General features: G+C 52.2%; 16 protein-coding genes. 13 read left to right on the forward strand and 3 right to left on the reverse strand.

Going from position 1 to position 19,156, the window contains the following annotated elements; genetic code table 11:
* Both C7T94_RS18970 and C7T94_RS18975 read left to right on the forward strand, forming a co-directional pair.
* Positions 1–2,505, forward strand: a 2,505-nt coding sequence (locus C7T94_RS18970) for an MBG domain-containing protein (RefSeq protein ID WP_162618766.1), incomplete at its 5' end; no start/stop codon positions are given.
* A 17-nt stretch (positions 2,506–2,522) separates the two neighbouring features.
* Positions 2,523–3,395 (forward strand): PorP/SprF family type IX secretion system membrane protein, encoded by an 873-nt coding sequence (locus C7T94_RS18975; protein ID WP_107217659.1) that lies wholly within the window; start codon positions 2,523–2,525, stop codon positions 3,393–3,395.
* A gap of 124 nt (positions 3,396–3,519) precedes the next feature.
* Here C7T94_RS18975 and C7T94_RS18980 read toward each other — a convergent pair whose 3' ends face one another.
* Positions 3,520–3,708: a hypothetical protein gene (locus C7T94_RS18980; protein WP_162618767.1), complete on the reverse strand. Its 189-nt coding sequence runs from the start codon at positions 3,706–3,708 to the stop codon at positions 3,520–3,522.
* A 96-nt stretch (positions 3,709–3,804) separates the two neighbouring features.
* A complete protein-coding gene (locus C7T94_RS18985; protein ID WP_107217663.1) occupies positions 3,805–5,514 on the reverse strand; it encodes an FAD/NAD(P)-binding protein in 1,710 nt (569 codons plus the stop codon).
* Between the two features lie 174 nt (positions 5,515–5,688).
* Between C7T94_RS18985 and C7T94_RS18990 the strand changes: the two genes are divergently transcribed.
* From C7T94_RS18990 to C7T94_RS19040, 11 genes are all read left to right on the forward strand, one after another.
* On the forward strand, positions 5,689–5,883 hold the full coding sequence (locus C7T94_RS18990; RefSeq protein WP_162618768.1) for a DUF3606 domain-containing protein: 195 nt from the start codon (positions 5,689–5,691) through the stop codon (positions 5,881–5,883).
* 74 nt (positions 5,884–5,957) lie between these two features.
* Entirely contained in the window at positions 5,958–7,940 is a 1,983-nt protein-coding gene (locus C7T94_RS18995; protein WP_107217668.1) for a PAS domain-containing sensor histidine kinase, read from the forward strand.
* Positions 7,941–7,986: 46 nt separating this feature from the next.
* The gene (locus C7T94_RS19000; protein ID WP_107217670.1) at positions 7,987–8,349 is read left to right on the forward strand and encodes a response regulator transcription factor; all 363 of its coding nucleotides are present in this window, start codon (positions 7,987–7,989) and stop codon (positions 8,347–8,349) included.
* Between the two features lie 69 nt (positions 8,350–8,418).
* Complete coding sequence (locus tag C7T94_RS19005; RefSeq protein ID WP_107217672.1) at positions 8,419–9,504, forward strand: hypothetical protein; 1,086 nt, start codon at positions 8,419–8,421, stop codon at positions 9,502–9,504.
* A gap of 165 nt (positions 9,505–9,669) precedes the next feature.
* Positions 9,670–12,495, forward strand: coding sequence for an FAD-binding and (Fe-S)-binding domain-containing protein (locus C7T94_RS19010; protein ID WP_107217674.1), 2,826 nt, complete (start codon positions 9,670–9,672; stop codon positions 12,493–12,495).
* 62 nt (positions 12,496–12,557) lie between these two features.
* A complete protein-coding gene (locus C7T94_RS19015) occupies positions 12,558–13,418 on the forward strand; it encodes a glucose 1-dehydrogenase (protein WP_107217676.1) in 861 nt (286 codons plus the stop codon).
* Between the two features lie 100 nt (positions 13,419–13,518).
* Positions 13,519–13,752: a hypothetical protein gene (locus tag C7T94_RS19020; RefSeq protein ID WP_107217678.1), complete on the forward strand. Its 234-nt coding sequence runs from the start codon at positions 13,519–13,521 to the stop codon at positions 13,750–13,752.
* A 256-nt stretch (positions 13,753–14,008) separates the two neighbouring features.
* Positions 14,009–14,791 (forward strand): MlaE family ABC transporter permease, encoded by a 783-nt coding sequence (locus tag C7T94_RS19025; RefSeq protein WP_204353329.1) that lies wholly within the window; start codon positions 14,009–14,011, stop codon positions 14,789–14,791.
* A gap of 1 nt (position 14,792) precedes the next feature.
* The gene (locus tag C7T94_RS19030) at positions 14,793–15,563 is read left to right on the forward strand and encodes an ABC transporter ATP-binding protein (RefSeq protein WP_107217680.1); all 771 of its coding nucleotides are present in this window, start codon (positions 14,793–14,795) and stop codon (positions 15,561–15,563) included.
* Between the two features lie 6 nt (positions 15,564–15,569).
* A complete protein-coding gene (locus C7T94_RS19035) occupies positions 15,570–16,541 on the forward strand; it encodes an MlaD family protein (protein ID WP_107217682.1) in 972 nt (323 codons plus the stop codon).
* A gap of 172 nt (positions 16,542–16,713) precedes the next feature.
* Positions 16,714–18,300 carry a M1 family metallopeptidase gene (locus C7T94_RS19040; protein WP_107217684.1) on the forward strand — a complete coding sequence of 529 codons (1,587 nt, stop codon included), beginning with the start codon at positions 16,714–16,716 and terminating at the stop codon, positions 18,298–18,300.
* A gap of 1 nt (position 18,301) precedes the next feature.
* Here C7T94_RS19040 and C7T94_RS19045 read toward each other — a convergent pair whose 3' ends face one another.
* The gene (locus C7T94_RS19045; protein WP_107217686.1) at positions 18,302–19,132 is read right to left on the reverse strand and encodes a ThuA domain-containing protein; all 831 of its coding nucleotides are present in this window, start codon (positions 19,130–19,132) and stop codon (positions 18,302–18,304) included.
* Positions 19,133–19,156: the final 24 nt, after the last annotated feature.

Below are 19,156 nucleotides of genomic sequence, written 5' to 3' on the forward strand. Positions count from 1 at the left end.
CCGGGCGAAGACGCTGGTACTTATGCCATTTCGCAGGGTTCACTGAGTGCCGGAAGCAATTATGTGCTCAATTACACCGGCGCCAATCTGACCATCACGCCAAAACCAATCACAGTGACTGCAGGTGTTGCAACCAAAATTTATGGTGAAGCCGACCCTGCGCTGACTTATACTGCTGCGCCCGGTCTGGAAACCGGCGATGCCTTTACCGGCTCGCTTACCCGCACCCCGGGAGAAGATGTTAGAACGTATGCCATCACGCAGGGCTCATTGACTGCCGGCAGCAATTACCTGGTTAGTTTCACAGGAGCCGATCTCAGCATCGTACCGAAGCCGGTTACTGTAACAGCCGAGGCAAAGACAAAAACCTTCGGTGAAGTTGATCCTATGCTGAGTTATACCGCAAGTCCAGCATTGATCACTGGCGACAGCTTTACCGGCTCTCTCTCCAGGACACCGGGCGAAAACGCCGGTACATACGCGATCAACCAGGGCAGCCTCTCGGCAGGCAGTAATTACATCCTCAACTATGTGGGTGCGCAACTGACCATTGTGCCAAAGGCGGTGACCGTTACTGCCGATGCAAAGTCCAAGACGTTTGGCGATGCCGATCCCGCGCTTACTTACACAGTCAGTCCGGCACCCGGCCAGGGTGTTAGTTTTACAGGCTCGCTCAGCCGTGCTCCCGGTGAAAACGCAGGCACTTATGCCATCACACAGGGTACGCTAAGTGCCGGCAATAATTATACATTCACCTTTACAGCCGCAGATCTGACCATTGCGCCGAAGGTTGTCACCGTTACTGCAGACGCAAAAACGAAGACCTATGGTGAAGCTGATCCAGTGCTCACCTATACCGCCAGTCCGGCCCTCATTTCGGGCGACAGCTTTACCGGCTCACTTGAACGTGCGCCGGGTGAAAACGCAGGTACGTACGCGATTACCCGGGGCAGCCTGACAGCCGGCAGCAATTATACCCTGAACTTTGCAGAGTCACAGCTGACCATAGGTCAACGGACGGTCAATATATCGGCCGCAGCGGCAACAAAGGTTTACGGTGCCGCCGACCCGGCACTGACTTATGCAGCCAGTCCGGCCCTGGCCGCCGGCGATAGCTTTTCAGGTAGCCTGGTCCGGGCTCCCGGAGAAAATGCAGGCAAATACGCCATCACACAGGGTAGCCTCAGTGCCGGAGGGAACTACCAGATCAATTTTACCGGCAACGAACTGACCATACAAAAAGCCAGTCTGACAGCAACCGCCAGGCCTGCTGTTAAAGTCTACGACCGGCAGCCTTATGCCGGCGGAAACGGCGTCACGTTTACCGGCTTCACAGGCGCTGACAATGAAACAGCTGTTTCCGGGACGGTAAGTTGGGCTGGCACAGCACAGGGTGCTGTGAACGCAGGTGAATACACAATGATTGCGGCGGGGCTTACAGCAGAAAATTATGACATCACCTATGTTCCGGGCAAATTGACGATCAACAAGGCTGCGCTGACCGTAAAGGCAAATGATGCCGCTAAAACCTACGATGCACAGGTCTTTGCCGGCGGCAATGGGGTTACCTATACCGGCTTCGCAACCGGCGATGACGCCGCCGGAAGTGTTTCGGGAACTGTTGCCTATGCAGGTACATCGCAAGGAGCCAGAAATGCGGGTAGCTATACCATTATTCCTTCCGGTTTAACTTCGCAGAATTACACACCAGCTTACCAGAACGGAACGTTGGTGATCAGCAAAGCAGTCCTTACCGCCAGGGCAAACAACGCTTCCCGTTGCGTCGGAACAGCAAATCCGGCATTTACGGTAAGTTACAGCGGCTTTGCAGGTGGCGAGACCGCTACGGCGCTGACCAGCGAACCGGTAGCGGCAAGCAGCGCCGGTAACAGTGCGCAGCCGGGAACCTATCCGATCAATGTAACCGGTGGTTCTGCAGCGAACTATAGCTTCCAGTACCAAGCCGGAACGCTAACCGTTCAGGCGCTGCCGGCTGCTGCCATTGCCAGCAGCAAGCAAAGCCCGGTGGCCAAGGGCGAAACACTGGTGCTTACCGCGTCGGGCGGCACCACCTACAGCTGGAGCAGTGCCGACGGCATTGTGAGCGGCCAGAATACCGCCACGCTCACCATCAGGCCCTCGCAGGCAACCACCTATACCGTAACGGTAACGAATGCTTCAGGCTGCAGCCAGGTTGCCAGCATCCGGATTGAAGTGCTAGAGAATTTTGCCGTTGAGCCGGCCAACCTGCTTACGCCGAATGGTGACCGGGTAAATGATACCTGGGTGGTTAAAAATATCGATGTATATCCTGATAACGTGGTCCGCGTGTTTGACCGGGCCGGCCGCCAGGTTTACAGTAAACAAAAATATGATAACAGCTGGGATGGAACTTTTAACGGCAGCCCGCTTGCAGAAGGCACATATTATTATGTGATTGACTTCGGTGCAGGCAAGGCCGTGAAAAAAGGGTTCATCACCCTGTTAAGACAGCAAAATAACTAACAAGACTTGTGCAGACCATGAATATCAGAAAACTATGGATCGTTGTTTTGCTCCAGTTCGGGGCAATGGCCGCCCAGGCCCAGATCGATCCGCTCACCATGCAATATTTTAACAACCGTTACCAGTTGAATCCGGCTTTTGCCGGCCTGGAAGCAGGGAGCCGGCTCAATGCAGGTTTCCGTACCCAGATGAGCGGGGTGCCCGGCGGCCCGGTCAGCCAGGCGCTGACCTATGACTACGGGTTCGATAAGGTCGGGCTGGGCCTTAATATTTTTAATGATAAGGCCGGCTTGCAACGCCAGACGCGCGTGGCCGCCTCATTTGCTTACCACGTAACGCTGGCCGAGGACCAGAAACTTAATTTTGGTGTTTCAGCAGGTATCATGAATGAGCGTCTGAGCATCGGCGATATCCAGGGCGATCCAAACGACGTGTTGGCCGGGCAGTACAATGACCGCGACACGCACCTGGATGGCGATTTCGGCGTGGCTTACACGAACACGCGGCTCACCATACATGCTGCGGTGCCGAATGTGAGGAATTTCTTTAAAGAAGAAAATATCCGCTTTGCAGATGTAGCCAGGTTTTATTCGGCAGTAAGTTACCGCATCCCGCTGAATGGCGCAAGAGAAAGCCTGGTAGAGCCATTGGTGGCCTACCGGATTCTGCAGGAACAGGATGATATCTGGGATGCAGGAGCACAGCTGGAACTGTTAGACAGGCAGCTGCTCTTTACCGGGCTTTACCACAGCAGCGAAAGCGCCACTTTCGGCGTAGGGATGGACTATCGTCTCAAATACCTGGTAACCGCCAGCTACACGATCAATACCTCGGCACTGCGAAATTATTCGCATGGCAACTTCGAGATCAACCTCAGGCTGAAATTCTGACGCCTGACGGCCGATGCGGCAACCTGTATGTCAGGCGTACCGGCAGCAAGAAGAACGCCGCACATAAAAAAGGCCGTACACCATCAGGTGTACGGCCTTTTGTCTTTCTTGTTGGCTTTCGCCGCTAGCTTTTTTTGACCTGGGCCGGCGGTGTTTTTAAGGTGTCGCGCTTCACGGTATCGCGTTTACCAGGATTAGTTTTCCGTTCTTTTTTTGTTGTGTCCTGTTTTTTCTTGGTTGTGTCCTGCTGTGGCAGGGCAAAGGTGCTCAGGCAAAATGCGCTCATGAGCAGGGTTAACATGGTCTTTTTCATGGTGATGTTTTTTAGTTCTTTCTCAACAACAGGATCGCCGGATTTTGGTTTCGAAAAAATGCAACTGCTCATTGCCTGGGCAAACACCTGCACCTGTTATTCAGAAATGCCCGTAATGGCCCGGGCTATGGTATTGCCCGCCGTGTCACAAAAGTCCAGTCCTGAATAGTCGGGATTATACCCGCCCATATAGGGCACGGCCATCAGAAAAATCCGTTCATTCCGGGCGCCGTAAGCGTCAACGACAGCAAACGAATCGTCGATGGCAACACCCGGAACATCCAGGAAATAGTTGCCGTCCTGATCTGCAGAGATGCCTGCTACACCTTCGCTTAACTGCCTGCGGCCGATTTCAGGGTCCTGAAACTGAAGCCTGGCCTGGGTTACGGTTCGCTTTTCACGCAGGGTTTGGAACGGAAACTGGCCAAAGGGGATAGCTGGTTGCCCGATGCAATCAACGAAGGTTTCGTAGTGTACGGGTGCAGCCTGGTCATTGATATAGTAGTCTGCCCCGCCCTGTGGTCCGGGCTCGACATGGCTGTCGGGATCAACTTCTACAAGTTTCAGGAAACCGGCCTGGTGCAGCGCAAGCATTTCTTCAACAGAGCTTTGCGGTACCGAGGCAATGACAATGGTAATCAGCGGCATGAGCACCTGCTGCAACCGCTGCATGTCTTCTGCCGAAAAATATTTGGCCGGGTAGTTCAGGGTGAAACTCAGGTCTGCCAGCATCTCTTTCCAATACACCGACTTTTTATGTTTAATGGATTCTTCAGCCTCGCGGTATTCGCCCTGCAGCAACTCAAACGGGTCTTTGTTCTCGCGGTGTTTCATCATGGCCGCCACAAAATCTTCCAGCCGCATATCGGCGATGAAGGCATAAAAACCGGGGTCTTTTTCTTTAAAGGGTTCCTTAAACGCTGTTTCGAATACCATATCGAGCGAAAGAAAGCCGCCATTCGCAGCTTTATTGGCTGCTACCGTTTCCTTACTAAGGAGCTTGTCCTGCTGAGGCCGCCGGTCTTCAAGATGAAAACGCACAGCCGGCAACAAACCGTTGCGCGAGTGCAGGACCAGCTCAAACCCATTGCTTTCTTCGTCGCAGGTATACCTGGCCTTACCATTGGTATGGGTCGTGAACTGGCCATTTTGCCTGGCAAGCGTACGCATCGCGTCTATGGCGGTCAGAGATGCCCCACGGATGGCAACGGGGTGCGGCGTTCTGAACTTCAATTTTTCGGGCGGATAGGGGGAGTCAAACCAGCCGCTGATCCGGCCTTCGCAGTGCTCAGGAAAATCGTGGCCCGTGCAGATCGCAATGTGGTCAAATTCGAAATGCCGGCCATCTGCCAGGCGTGCCTGTACGGCGTCTTTTTCAGGACAATCTTCGATGTCTGTGACTGCTGCATGCAGGTGTACGCCGACCGGCAATCCCCGGGTTTTTGCCTCGCTGAGCAGGACATTGAACTGATCGCAAAGATACGCCCCCAGCAAGCGGCGCGGCACCACTTTATAAGCTGTGAACTGTTCTTTGTTAAGGGAGAAACGGGCAAGGGTGTCTGAAGGTAATGTCCCGAACCAGTCTTCGAGGCCAACCGGCAGGGGAGGCAGCTCGTTTCCCGAAACGTTGCTGACGTGTTCGTCACAGGATCCATCCCGGCTGTAGGGCATGCCGGCTCCTAATATTGATTTTCTTTCGAAAATATCGACAGCGAGATCTTCGCGGCCGGTATTGATCAGGTTTTTTAACAAAAGTAAAGCTGCCGGGCCGCCGCCGACAATGCCTATGCGAAGGTGTTTCTTCAAAATTTCTAATTTACAGTATCAGCAAAAAACTGCCGCCACCAAAAAACACCGGTTTTGCAGATATGTTTTTGCCGGCCGAGGGTCAGGAAAAAATCAAACAATTTTTAAAACAATTTGTTACATCAGCCTGTTTTAAAAACGAGGCTTGCCAAAAAGCTGTTAAAACTATTCCCTATGAAGCATTTTTCCAATCGCCCTGAAACTGTGGATATTTCTGAAGAACAGGCCAGGATTTACTGGACAAGGCGTCTGAATGTCAGTGAAGTATCGTTGAAAGCAGCTATTCGCGCCCTGCGTGATGTAGATCCGGCCAAGATCGAGGCTTACCTGCGCGCTGTAAACGGCTTTGCGGGAACCGCGGCCAACTAATTTTTCTCTTTTTCATTCCGGTTTTACCGGGTTCGCAAATAAAGGCTATTTTGGTGCTGTCAATTGATGGAACCATGGAACTTTCCGCAACATCTTCCGGTAACCCTGGCACAGAGCTGGTACGTGCGTTCGAAAACGCGGCGATTCCGGTATTTTTTTGTAACAGCATGGGCGCAATCAGCTTCTCAAACGAAGCTGCCCACAACCTGCTTGGCCGCAGGCCGGCGAAAGACGATCGCTGGAACATTCCCGGAACACTCTTTGAGCCTGACGGAAGGCCGGTAGCACCTGAAAACCATCCGCTTGCTGTTAGCTTAAGTGCAGGGAGGGCGGTTGCCCCGGCAGAATTTATGATTCGATGTGCCGACAGCGGTGTTAAATTTGTGGTCATCCATTGTGCCATCCTGGAGAGCGGCGAAAGTGCCGCCGGTGGTTATTATACGCTTACAGACATTACCGCCTACAAAAACAGCACGCAAGATGCTGTGCTGTCGGCCATTGTAGAATCGTCTGAAGATGCCATTATTAGTAAAGACCTGCAAGGCAACATTCGCAGCTGGAACAAAGGAGCGGAGCGGGTATTCGGGTATACAGCAGACGAGGTTGTGGGAAAACACATCAGCATCCTGATTCCGGCGCGGCTTCAGCAGGAAGAGGAGACCATTATCAACAGCATTCGCCGGGGTGAGAAAATAGATCATTTCCAAACCCGGAGGCTCCATAAAAACGGTCATGAGATCGACATCTCGCTCACGGTGTCGCCGGTCAAAGATAAGTTCGGCAACATTTACGGCGCGTCAAAAGTAGCCCGGGACATTACAGAACGTATTGTAGGTGAAGAAAGCCGTGCAAGGAGCGCTGAACGCATTCTTTACCTGAATACCATCGGGCGTACGCTCTCAGAGAGCCTTGACCTGCAGGAAATACTTCAGAAAGTAACTGACCTGACGACCAGTCTGACCGGTGCACAGTTCGGCGCCTTCTTTTACAACCAGGTCGATAAGAAAGGCGAAACAATGACGCTTTTTACCTTGTCAGGCGCGCCGAGGGAGGCTTTTGAAAAATTCGGCTTTCCGCGCAATACGGCTGTTTTTCATCCTACCTTCAGTGGCCATGGAGTGATCCGCGTGGATGACATTACCAAAGATGATCGCTACGGCAAAAATGCGCCCCATTATGGCATGCCGCAGGGTCACCTGCCTGTTACCAGTTACCTGGCTGTTCCGGTCATCTCTTCAGCCGGCAATGTAGCCGGTGGTTTATTTTTCGGCCATCCGGAGCCCGGAGTATTCAAAGAAGAGCATGAAGACCTGGTTACAGGAATTGCCTCGCAGGCGGCAATCGCTATCGACAACTCCAAACTGTTTGAAGAAGTCAAAACACTCAGTCATAAAAAGGACGAGTTCATTGCCATGGCTACGCACGAACTGAAAACGCCCTTAACGAGTATGACAGGTTATTTGCAAATGCTGCAGCTTAAAATCTCTGAACCGGGTCAGCGTCTGTTCGTGGATAAGGCGATGAACCAGGTCAGAAAGCTGAATGCCATGATCACGGATCTTTTCGATATCTCGAAAATACAGGCAGGTAAACTGCAGTTGAATTACAGTCGTTTCGCATTTTTCTCGTTTCTACGCGAAATCATCGAGTCGCTCCGCACTTCGGGCATGCAGCATCAGGTACACTATGAGCAGCCGGCCGAGGTATTCATTGAGGCCGATAAACTCCGGCTGGAACAAGTGCTCAGCAACCTGCTTACCAATGCAGCCAAATACTCACCAGACCGGAAACAGATTGAACTGTCGTTCGAGGTAAGCGACCAGCTCACCGTTCATGTGCAGGACCGCGGTCTGGGCATGGAACCTGAACATATCAACAACATATTCAATCAGTTTTACCGGGTTGAATCGGTACCGCGCAACATCTCCGGACTGGGACTGGGTTTGTTCATCAGTAAGGAAATAGTAGAGCGGCACCATGGCAGCATCTGGGTTAAGAGTGTGAAAGGGGAAGGGTCGGTGTTCAGTTTTCGGATCCCGCTTGCACCCGAAATATAAATTAATAACGCTGCCTTTGCGGGGTAGGGCAGCAAAAGCATACAACATGACAAAACGTATATTTATTGTAGAAGACGATGAGGATATCCGGGAAATGCTGGAAATGTTTTTGAACGAGCCGCCATTCGTGGTCAATGCATTTGCAAATGCCGGCGATTTTCTGGCCGGACTGCGGGCCGCACCCCCTGATCTGATCCTGCTCGACATCAAGCTGCCCGATGGGAACGGTGTTGACATTTGCCGGGAGATCAAGTCGTTGCCCGCATTCCGGTCGGTGCCGGTCCTGCTGATGTCTGCAAACATGCATTATGAAAACATAACCACAGACAGCGGCGCCGAAGAATTTATTTCGAAGCCATTTGACATCATGGCCCTGCGGGAAAAAATCGAGGCACGAATCTCAGCGTGAGTAACCGCTGCGATACCGAACCGGAAGAAAGGCGTTAGCCGGCCGCCCTAAGCTGTAGCATACGATTCGATGAAGCGTTTCAAACTTATCTTTATTGCCATTGCCCTATTGTTGCTGCTCTCTGCGGTGCTCCAGCAATGTACTGCCATTAACATTTATTCGTCTCTTGGAGCGGATCCGGCCGGGTACGTCCCGCTGCGCCAGGGCGCCAGGGCGGGCAGCGTTGAAATGGTGCGCATAACCACGTATTCGGCTGCAATCAATTACCATCCCGGGAAGCGTTTTTTTCTGGTCGTCGCGAACGGCCGCGTAATTCGCCTGAACAGTTCAGGCATGCAGGATTATGCGCTGGAGTCAGACAGCCTGTACGTGCCACGCTTCAGTTATTTCGTTTTTGACCAGACAGGAGCTTACGACCTGAGCGAAGCTGTGCCAAAGAAAAAACTTTATAAAGCGGAGGTCAACCAGAATCAGGAGTTGTCAAAGGCAGCTTGGCAGGCGCAATTCGACTCGCTGTATAAAAATGCTGAGGTGGTGATTTTCGGGTTCTCTGTTCTCTACGGAGCAGGCGATCCCATTATGTTCAGGGTTAAAGGTGAATGGACGCGGCTGCAAACCGGCGAGGCCGAAGGCCGGCTCGACCACATCGGCGAGGTAGCTGGCGCCAGGTTTGATGGTTATCCGGCAAAGTACAGCCAGATGTACCTGCTCAAAGACCAGGAACGTGGTACCTACTCGGACCTGCAGGCGACCACCGATGGCTGGCTGCAGACTTATTACACCATTGATCTGAAAGAAAAAAATTTGGGTTATCCCGAAAGTCCGCCGGTCCGCGTAGCGGGCTACCGGAAAACAGAGATCATGGCCCGGTTTGCGTTTACTGATCTTCCTTTGTCTTGGCGCGCTGACCTTGCCTGTGAGGTGAATGTGGCTGGTGATGTACTCAGGTTCCGTTCGGGGGGCGAGAAACCGGTCGGACCGTTTAAAGGCCTGCAGAATTTTCTGGCGGTATTTTCCGTTCCCGCAGTGTTCGCGGAACAAACCGGTGTACATTTTTTGCGTTATGCATTTCCGACAAATGGCGAGGACAGCAGCAACAATGGCTTATATGTAATCAGGGCTCTGCCGGCCGGGCAAGCGGCTGGAGCTCGATGAAGTCATCGCTAAACCTCATGGGCCAGGGGTTCTAAAAACTATCCGCGTTGGAGTTATTGCCGGTAACTGCAGAAAACAAGGAAAATGACTGCGGGATTATGCAGGTTTTTCCAATATTTGAAAAATATTTTGCCGCCGTCAGGTAAGATTTGCTGCCAAGTGATCATGGAAAACACAAAGTTGCGGGCTGCGTTGCTCGATATTCTGGAACCCGGCCGGGTAAAAACCAAACTGATAGATGTTGTGTCTTATGCGGCAGATGCGGGCTTTTATTATCTGCGGCCGCAGGCAGTTGTGCTGCCGGTTTCTGAAGCTGAGGTTGCTGCATTGTTTGCGCTTTCACACAAACTGGAAATTCCGCTGGTGTTTCGCGCTGCCGGGACGAGTCTGTCTGGCCAGGCCGTTACAGACGGCATCCTGGTCGACCTGAGCCAGCATTGGACATTGATCAGGCCGGAAGACGCAGGTAAACAGGTTCGCGTTCAGCCTGGGGCGATCGGGGCCATCGTCAACGCACAGCTCAGGCGGTATGGTCGGAAGATTGGTCCGGATCCTGCCAGTATCAATTCTGCCATGATGGGGGGCATCCTGTCGAACAATTCAAGCGGAATGTGCTGCGGCGTAACGAAAAATGCGTACCACACGCTCAAGTACATTCGTTTTGTATTGCCAGACGGCAAAGTTTTCAGCACGGAAAACCCGGCAGACTTTGAGCGTTTCGCCGCCGAATGCCCGGCATTGCAACAGGAACTACTTGATCTGCGGGCCTCGCTTTTGGCCGATGAAACGGCTGCGGCACGCATCAGGCAAAAATACCGAACCAAAAACACAGTGGGGTACGCGGTTAACGCTTTTCTCGATTTCGAAGAGCCGCTTGAGATCATGGCGCACCTGCTCGTGGGTGCAGAAGGAACCCTGGGTTTCATTTCGGAAGCCGTATTGCATACCGTTCCGGATTTCCCTGAAAAGTCTGCAGCGCTGCTTTATTTTCCGGATATTTATGCCGCTTGCCAGGCCATCGTGCCCTTAAGCAATACCGGAGCTGAGGCTATAGAACTCATGGACCGCGCTTCGCTGCGATCGGTCGAACACATCGCCGGTCTTCCCGCAATCCTGAAAGATCTGCCATCAGGTGCAGCCGCATTGCTTGTCGAATACCAGGCAGGTACACCAGGGGAAATTCTTTCCCTGCTCGAGGCTTTCGACGCTATATCAGATTCCCTTTCACTGCTCGCGCCGGCCGAATTTAGTTCAGACCCGGTGCAGCAAGCGCTTTTCTGGAAAGTACGCAAGGGTATGTTCCCGGCGGTAGGCGCCGTCCGGGCGAGCGGGACGACCGTTATCCTGGAAGATATCGCCTTTCCGGTGGCACAGCTTGGCGATGCGATCATAGACCTGCAGCAGCTTTTTTCTGCTTTTGATTATCAAAACGCGATCATCTTTGGTCATGCAAAAGATGGCAACATCCATTTCGTCGTGACGCAGGCTTTTGATACACCTTCAGAAATTGACCGTTACGACCGCTTTTTGCGGGCAGTGGTTGAGCTGGTTGTGAACCGCTATGACGGCACGCTCAAGGCCGAGCATGGCACAGGACGCAACATGTCACCCTTTGTTGAAACCGAATGGGGCGGCGTGATTTACGAGGTCATGCGGCGCCTGAAGGCGGTTGCCGATCCGGCAAACCTGCTTAACCCTGGCGTGATCATCAACACAGATGCAGCGGCCCACATCAGGGATCTCAAAGAACTGCCGAAGGTGGAGGAAGAGGTAGACAGGTGTATGGAATGCGGTTTCTGCGAACATAAATGCCCGAGTCGCGACATTACGCTTACGCCGAGAAAACGCATTGTAGTGCGCCGTGAACTTGTGAGCCTGAAGAACAAGGGCAAGGCGGCTGCCTACAAAACACTGCTTGACCAATACCAGTACGAAGGACTGGACACCTGCGCGGTCGACGGTCTCTGCGCAACGGCCTGTCCGGTAGATATCAATACCGGCGACCTTGTTAAACGGCTGAGAAAAGAAAACCATTCTGCCTTTGCAAACCGCGTTGCGCTGTTTACAGCCCGCCATTTTGCTGCGGTGAGCGAAACGGTGCGGTTCGCACTGGGGGCCGGCCAGCTCGTGAACCGGGTTTTTGGTCCCCGCGCCATGACGAACCTGACATCAGGCCTGAAAAAAATCGTACCCGGTTTCCCGCTGTGGACGGGACAGTTAAGGCCGGCCCCGGCCCTGCGCAAGCCGGTTTTAGCCAGGTCTGCGCAGGAAGTCGTCTATTTTCCGTCATGCATTTCCAGGGTAATGGGCGATGCAGACCGGCCTGAGCGCAACGTCATGGACGACTTTTACAGTCTTTCTGCCAAGGCCGGGATTGCAGTTACACTTCCTTCCGGCCTGGCCGGTAACTGCTGCGGCCAGATCTATTCGTCGAAAGGCTTTAAAGATGCACGGGCCTACAGCAGCATGCAAACGGTCGATATGCTGTTCATCGCTACGCGCGGTGGTGAGGTGCCTGTTGTGCTGGACATCAGTTCCTGTACCCAGACACTGCTCAGCTGCAGACCGGTACTTGACTCGCTCAGGCAGTCCAGGTTTGATTCGCTAACCATCATTGACAGCGTGGAGTATATTCATCAATACGTCATGCCGCGGTGCAAACCATCGAGAAAAAAAGAACGGATTACGCTGCACCCGGTTTGTTCCCTGCAGAAACTGCCCGGCCTGGAGAATAAGTTCAAAGAAATTGCCCAGGCGTATGCTGTGCAGGTAGACATTCCTTTGCATGCAGGCTGCTGCGGCATGGCGGGCGACCGCGGATTTTTGTTTCCTGAACTAACCCATGCGGCGACCAGGAAAGAGGCTGCAGATGTGAGTGGCGATTGCGACGGATATTATTCGTCGTCAAAAACCTGCGAAATGGCGCTTTCAGAAGCCGTAGGCAAAAATTACCGGTCTGTATTAAGTTTGGTGAACGACTGTACAGACTAAACAATTTCGGGTTCGGTTGGTTATTTGGTTAAAGCTGCCGGTGAGGTACGCAATGACCCGATATGAAGAAACAGACTACCCGAAAAATTCGTCCCGCCCAAACACAAACTGAACAGCCCGGAAAAGAAGCCGACATGCGGCCTGATCCTGACTACCAGCCCCGTGCTGCACGCCTGCGACTGGAACGTAAAGTGGCCATTATTACCGGCGGCGACAGCGGCATAGGCCGGGCGGTTGCACTGGCGTATGCCAAAGAAGGCGCTGATGTGGTTATCAGTTACCTGAACGAGGATGAAGATGCAAAGACGACAGAGGAAGGCGCGCGTGCCTTTGGCGCACGTGTGCTGCTTGTAAGGGGAGATATTTCAGACGAAAAACATTGTAAGATGCTTGTTGACCAGGCCGTCAAAACTTTTGGCAGGCTGGATATTTTGGTCAATAATGCTGCGGTCCAGTATCCGCAGGAGAGCCTTGAGAACATCAGCGCAGTCCAGCTTCACAAAACATTTTCCACGAACATCTTTGCGCAGTTTTACCTCTGCAAGGCTGCGCTTCCGCACTTGCGGGAAGGTGCAAACATCATCTGTACAACCTCTGTTACCGCCTACCGGGGCAGCGGCCACCTGATCGACTACGCATCGACCAAAGGCGCCATTGTCTCATTCGTTCGCTCCCTGTCCGCTTCCCTCGCTCCGAAAAACATCCGGGTAAACGGTGTGGCTCCCGGACCGGTCTGGACACCACTGATCCCTTCAACTTTCCCGGCCGATCATGTAGCTAAATTCGGTTCAGACGTGCCGTTAGGACGCGCGGCAGAACCCAGCGAAATTGCGCCCGCCTATGTGTTTCTCGGTTCAGACGATGCCAGTTATATGACAGGGCAGATCATTCACCCGAATGGCGGCGAAGTAGTAAATGCCTGATACCGTGCATAAATGTCGTATCTTTAGTAAAACAATTGGTTGCGGAGCCTTGTAGTACTGTTATCACCGCTCCGTTATCTTAACCTAAAATGCCTGAACCATGGAGCAATTACCAAAACGTTTCAAGATCGAGGCAAACGTCGATCACCTGCCGGAAGAACTTGAGGTGCAGAAAGAACAGGGGCCGCAGGGGCCGCAGTTTGTTTGTTACCTTGATGGCAGGCACATTACTACGCTCAGGCAAGACGACTACGGCAGTTGGGAACAGGTGACCGGCGACCTCGATCCGGTCAGTGTGCATTCCGTTTCGCAGGCCATAGAAGAAACCGACTGATTTCCGGGCGGTCCCGATAGGGTCGGCGAAAGAAATTGGAATCAGGTTCGTCAATTTAACGTTTTATTCGGCCTGACTATTCTGATTTAAGCGTCAGTTTTTTTACCTTGGCAGCGCAAAATGCCGGGAACCCAAACAGAAAGAACAATTTTTTGTTATAGCTCAAATTTATTTATCAGGAGATTGAATTTCTGCATCCCGGTGTCCACCCAGATTCTTTCAACGCTAAATAAAAGAAGACAGGAATTCTAATCTAATGGCAGAAGACAAGGAAAAAAAGCCCGGCCGCATCAGCAGGATGTTTATGGTGCTGTACGATGTGTGGCAGTTCATCGGACGGTTTTTTAAAGAAGGGTTTCTGCCGCCCTATGAAGGCAAGGAGCTGATGCGCCAGTGTTACGACATCGGTTACCGTTCCCTGCTGCTGATCTCATTGACAGGTTTCATTACCGGGGTCGTTTTTACCAAACAATCACGCCCCTCGCTGGCAGAGTTTGGCGCCACGTCCTGGCTCCCGTCGCTGGTCGGTATTGCCCTGCTGCGCACACTTGCACCGTTGCTTACCGCACTTATTGCTGCCGGAAAAGTGGGTTCGAGTATCGGTGCCGAGCTGGGTTCTATGCGGGTTACCGAGCAGATCGACGCCATGGAAGTTTCTGCTACGAATCCCTTTAAGTTCCTGGTCTCTACCCGGGTGCTTGCTGCCACCATCACCATTCCCATCCTAACCTTTTATACCGCCATGGTGGGCATGCTGGGGGCGCTCCTGAACGTTTACACCAATGAAGAGACAAGTTGGCGTGCGTTTTTTTCCTCTGCGCTGGAATCGATCAGTTTCCTGGATGTGACCGCCTCGACCATTAAAGCCGTACTCTTCGGCTTTACAATTGGAATGGTGGGTTGTTACCAGGGCTATAACTCCTCTAAGGGTACCGAAGGCGTGGGCAAGGCAGCCAATGCGGCCGTTGTAACGGGAATGTTTCTCGTTTTCGTAGAGGAAGTCATAACCGTTCAGTTTTTCGGCTTGTTCAGGAATTAGGATGGAAAACAGGCAAAATTCAACCCCGGCCGAAAAGGTCGTCGAAATCAGGGACCTGCATAAATCATTCGGGGCTTACCATGTTTTACGGGGTGTTGACCTCGACCTCTACCGGGGTGAAAACCTCGTGGTGCTCGGTAAATCAGGAACAGGCAAGTCGGTATTGATCAAGATCATCGTTGGCCTGCTTACTGCAGACCGCGGCAGCGTAAAGGTGCTGGGTAGCGAAGTAGATCAGATCAGTTACAAAGAGCTCCTTGCCCTGCGCCTGAAGGTGGGTTTTTCTTTTCAGAACAGTGCATTATACGACAGCATGACGGTCAGGCAGAACCTCGAGTTCCCGCTGGTGCGCAACCGCAGAAAACTGACACGTGGAGAGGTAGCCATGCAGGTAGAGCGGGTGCTCGATGCGGTGGGCCTGCTGCAAACCCTTGACCAAATGCCGTCTGAACTTTCAGGTGGCCAGCGCAAGCGGATCGGCATTGCCCGTACGCTGATCCTCCAGCCAGAAATTATGCTCTATGATGAACCCACCGCTGGTCTCGACCCGATCACCTGCCTGGAAATCAATGGCCTGATCAATGAGGTGCAGGAGCGATTTCATACCAGCTCGATTGTTATAACGCACGATCTTACCTGTGCCAAGGCCGTCGGTGACCGCGTAGCCATGCTGCTTGACGGTACCTTTCAGCGCCAGGGCACTTTTGAAGAGGTGTTCAATACCAACGACGAGCGCGTCAAAACATTTTACGATTACAATTTTATCCAATAAGCAATTATGCAGGTAACAGACAACCGCCGCAAAATTACCGTAGGACTTTTCATTTTCCTCGGTCTAGTCATCTTCGTTGTAGGCGTTTTTACTCTTGGTACGCAGAAAAAAGCCTTTGTTAAGAGCTTTACCGTCGACGTTGTCTTCAATGATATCCAGGGCCTGAAAGCCGGGAACAACGTTTGGTTCTCTGGTGTGAAGATCGGAACGATCAAAAAGATACGCTTCTTCGGCACCTCGCAGGTGCAGGTCTTTCTCAGCATCGAGGAAGAAGCACACCGGTATATACACAAAGATGCGAAAGCGAGTATCAGTTCTGACGGACTTATCGGCAATAAGATCATTGTACTGACCGGGGGTTCTTTAAAGTTCCCTTTTGTTGAAGACGGGGATCGCTTACAGGTCAACACCACCCTGAGTACCGACGATGTAATGAAAACACTGCAGGTTAACAACAAAAACCTGGTCGAGATCACCACCGATTTCAAAACGCTGTCGCGTGGCCTGGTGGAAGGTAAGGGTGCCGCCGGCGCCCTGCTCACAGATGAGCAGATTGCAAACGATTTTCGTACGATGGTCAGCAACCTGCAAAAAACCTCCGGAGCTGTCAATGCCATGGCTAATCAGCTGGGGGCCTTTAGCCGCAAGGTTAACACGCCTAATGGCCTGGCTGACAAATTGTTTACTGATACGGCCGTATTCGCCAAGCTCAACGCCTCGGTTGATGAGCTGCAGAAAACAGCGCGCTCTGCTTCAGCCATTACCGCCAACCTTGACAAAGCAAGCGGTAAACTGAATCAAACCGATAACGCTGCGGGCATGTTGCTGAACGATGCCAAAACAGCAGAGCAGGTGCGCAGCATTATGCAGAACCTGGAAAGCAGCAGCCAGAAGCTTGACGAAAACCTCAAGGCCCTGCAAAGCAATTTTCTTTTCAGGGGTTATTTCAGGAAAAAAGAGGCACAGAAAGCCCAATAGCAAGCGGCGTTTGCTGCCAGACCTAGGTTTCAAACCATCATGCCGGCAGATTGATGCTGCCGGCAGACAGGGCCGCACCTGCAGCCTGCCATGAATAAGCTTGTTTTACAATTCAATAGCGATTGTGTATCTTTCGGTACTGATCCCATAATCATCACAATACCCCACATTCATGAAGAGACCTTTTAGTTTTCTGATCCTGTTCCTGTTTTGCCTGCCTGCCTTTGCGCAGGACACCACCTACTGGCAGCAAGCCCTGAAGTACAAAATCGATGTGAGCCTGAACGTCAAAGACAACAGCCTGAAGGGAAACGAGACGATCGTGTATAAAAACAATTCGCCCCAAACACTCGAGTTTATCTGGTTCCACATCTGGCCAAATGCTTATAAAAATGAAAGTACGGCCCTTTTTAAGCAATTGAAGGCAGATACCTCCCGGTCTGAAAAACTCGGTAAATATACCCCGGGTAGCATTGAAGGCCTTGCGTTCAAAGTAAACGGAAAAACAGCCGTGACCGAGCCGCACAGCAATCCGGATTATATTGACGTGATCAAGGTGAAGCTGCCGCAGCCGCTTCGCGCAGGCGAATCATGTACCATTACGACTCCCTTTACGGTCAAACTACCTTCTTACTTTTCGCGCTCCGGTTTTGCTGACGGCCAGTTTATGCTCTGCCAGTGGTATCCGAAGCCCGCAGTTTTTGACCGCGATGGCTGGCATGAGTTTCCATACCTGGACATGGGCGAGTTCTATAGCGAATTCGGAGATTTCGACGTGAATATTACCGTGCCCTCACATTACGTGGTGGCTGCATCGGGCATCCTGAATACCAAACCTGAAGCCGACCAGTACAAACTGCTCGGTTCAAAAAATGCCAAGACCCGCACGGGCCAGCCCGAACTGTATAAGCCGGTGGTCAAATCGGCAACAAAAACGCTGAACTATACCCTCTCGCACGTTCCCGATTTTGCCTGGTTTGCCGATAAAGACCTTGTTATACAATATGATACCGCACAGGTTGCCGGAGGCAAGGTGGTAGAGGCCTTTACCTATTATCACAACAAACCCAACACTTTATGGGTCAACAGCATCGACTACGCCAAAGATGCCGTAAAAAAATACAGTGCATGGGTAGGAACCTATGCGTACCCCGTCGTTCAGGTTATTGAAGGGCCTAAGAACAATTCGAGCGGGGGCATGGAATATCCGACCATTACACTCATTACCAGCCCGGATGCCAGGATCGAATCGCTGGACGGTGTCATTGCACACGAGGTGGGTCACAACTGGTTCATGAGCATGCTCGGCAGCAATGAACGAAAACATGCCTGGCAGGACGAGGGTTTGAATACCTATTACCAGTTCAGGTATGAAGCAGAGAAGTATAAAGCCAACTCGATCTTCGGCGACAAGATTCCGGCAAACATCAAAGCGCTGCCCACAAAGGATTTTCAGGCGACGGTGTACAATGCCATGGCCAACATCCCGATGCCCGATCCGATCGATAAATCGTCTGAGCAGTTCGCCGGCTCAGATGCCTATAGCATCAGTTCATATCTCAAACCTGCGCTATGGATCTATATTCTCGAAACGCAGGTGGGACGCGAAAAAATTGACAGAGCGTTTCAGCACTATTTCAGCAAGTGGAACGGCAAGCACCCGCAACCGGCCGATCTGAAAAAATCATTTGAAGAAAGCCTGGGCATGAAACTGGATCAATACTTCGGTTTGCTGAATAAAGAAGGCGATTTCAGGTAAATCAGCGGCCGGCACGCTTCAGGATGGCGCGAATGATCAGCGCATTCTGCTCTGTACTGGCAAAGCTTGAAGAAAGCGGTTTGTTGTGCGGCGCATGTTCGTAGTCGATGTCGTTGTGCCCCATGTTGATGTAGAGCATGCGGAACTTCTTGTTGCGCCACACCACGGGATAGTCACCTTGGTGCCAGATCTCATGTGCTTTCGGACCCGTTCCCAGGGGGAAACTGGAGGGATCGATGGAAAGCAGCACCTCGATATCGGGGTTTTGCTTCAGGTTGTTTTTCCACCGGTACCATTCGTTTGCTGATGACCTGAAGGTGGCAGGGAACCCTTTAAAATAGGGATGCTTTTTTTGCTCTACCCGCAGCGTTGCGGGAACGGGCCGCCAAGTGTTGCCCGCATAGGCACCCGAACCGAGGAATTCCTGGTGGTACCAGTCCCAGTTCTCAGGAAAGGCTGAAGGACTGAGCGCGAAGGCTGCAAAATGGAAGCCGATCCATGCACCGCCCCGTTCCATATAATCCCGGAAGGCTGCGCGCTGGGCCGCCTCTTCAGGCCGGGTGTCCAGGAACATCACCAACCCATAGTTTCTTAGCGTGTCGGGATGAAGCATGGACCAGTCGTTTGTAGCGCGGTAACTGAATCCATATTTTCTGCCGGCCTGCAAAAACCAGGCATTGGCCTCGGCAACGAAACTAATGTGCGCCTGGTCGTTCCTGGCGGTATAAAAAGCAAGCACTTTAACTTTTCCGGCCTGGCTGGTTTGCGGCAGGAACAAAGCCATCAAAAACAGAAGCCTGAGCAGGGCGGGGTAGGTTATTGTCTGAAGCATGACGCAAAATAATAAAATCTTTCC

It is taken from the genome of Pedobacter yulinensis (assembly GCF_003029735.1).
Taxonomy (GTDB): domain Bacteria; phylum Bacteroidota; class Bacteroidia; order Sphingobacteriales; family Sphingobacteriaceae; genus Pedobacter; species Pedobacter yulinensis.

Bases quoted from the DNA above. Each gene is read 5' to 3' on its own strand.
- C7T94_RS19030 (WP_107217680.1), top strand. From the start codon at position 14,793: ATGGAAAACAGGCAAAATTCAACCCCGGCCGAAAAGGTCGTCGAAATC.
- C7T94_RS19005 (WP_107217672.1), top strand. From the start codon at position 8,419: ATGAAGCGTTTCAAACTTATCTTTATTGCCATTGCCCTATTGTTGCTG.
- C7T94_RS18980 (WP_162618767.1), bottom strand. From the start codon at position 3,708: ATGAAAAAGACCATGTTAACCCTGCTCATGAGCGCATTTTGCCTGAGC.
- C7T94_RS19015 (WP_107217676.1), top strand. From the start codon at position 12,558: ATGAAGAAACAGACTACCCGAAAAATTCGTCCCGCCCAAACACAAACT.
- C7T94_RS19010 (WP_107217674.1), top strand. From the start codon at position 9,670: ATGGAAAACACAAAGTTGCGGGCTGCGTTGCTCGATATTCTGGAACCC.
- C7T94_RS18995 (WP_107217668.1), top strand. From the start codon at position 5,958: ATGGAACTTTCCGCAACATCTTCCGGTAACCCTGGCACAGAGCTGGTA.
- C7T94_RS19025 (WP_204353329.1), top strand. From the start codon at position 14,009: ATGGCAGAAGACAAGGAAAAAAAGCCCGGCCGCATCAGCAGGATGTTT.
- C7T94_RS19020 (WP_107217678.1), top strand. From the start codon at position 13,519: ATGGAGCAATTACCAAAACGTTTCAAGATCGAGGCAAACGTCGATCAC.
- C7T94_RS19040 (WP_107217684.1), top strand. From the start codon at position 16,714: ATGAAGAGACCTTTTAGTTTTCTGATCCTGTTCCTGTTTTGCCTGCCT.
- C7T94_RS18990 (WP_162618768.1), top strand. From the start codon at position 5,689: ATGAAGCATTTTTCCAATCGCCCTGAAACTGTGGATATTTCTGAAGAA.
- C7T94_RS19000 (WP_107217670.1), top strand. From the start codon at position 7,987: ATGACAAAACGTATATTTATTGTAGAAGACGATGAGGATATCCGGGAA.
- C7T94_RS19045 (WP_107217686.1), bottom strand. From the start codon at position 19,132: ATGCTTCAGACAATAACCTACCCCGCCCTGCTCAGGCTTCTGTTTTTG.
- C7T94_RS18975 (WP_107217659.1), top strand. From the start codon at position 2,523: ATGAATATCAGAAAACTATGGATCGTTGTTTTGCTCCAGTTCGGGGCA.
- C7T94_RS19035 (WP_107217682.1), top strand. From the start codon at position 15,570: ATGCAGGTAACAGACAACCGCCGCAAAATTACCGTAGGACTTTTCATT.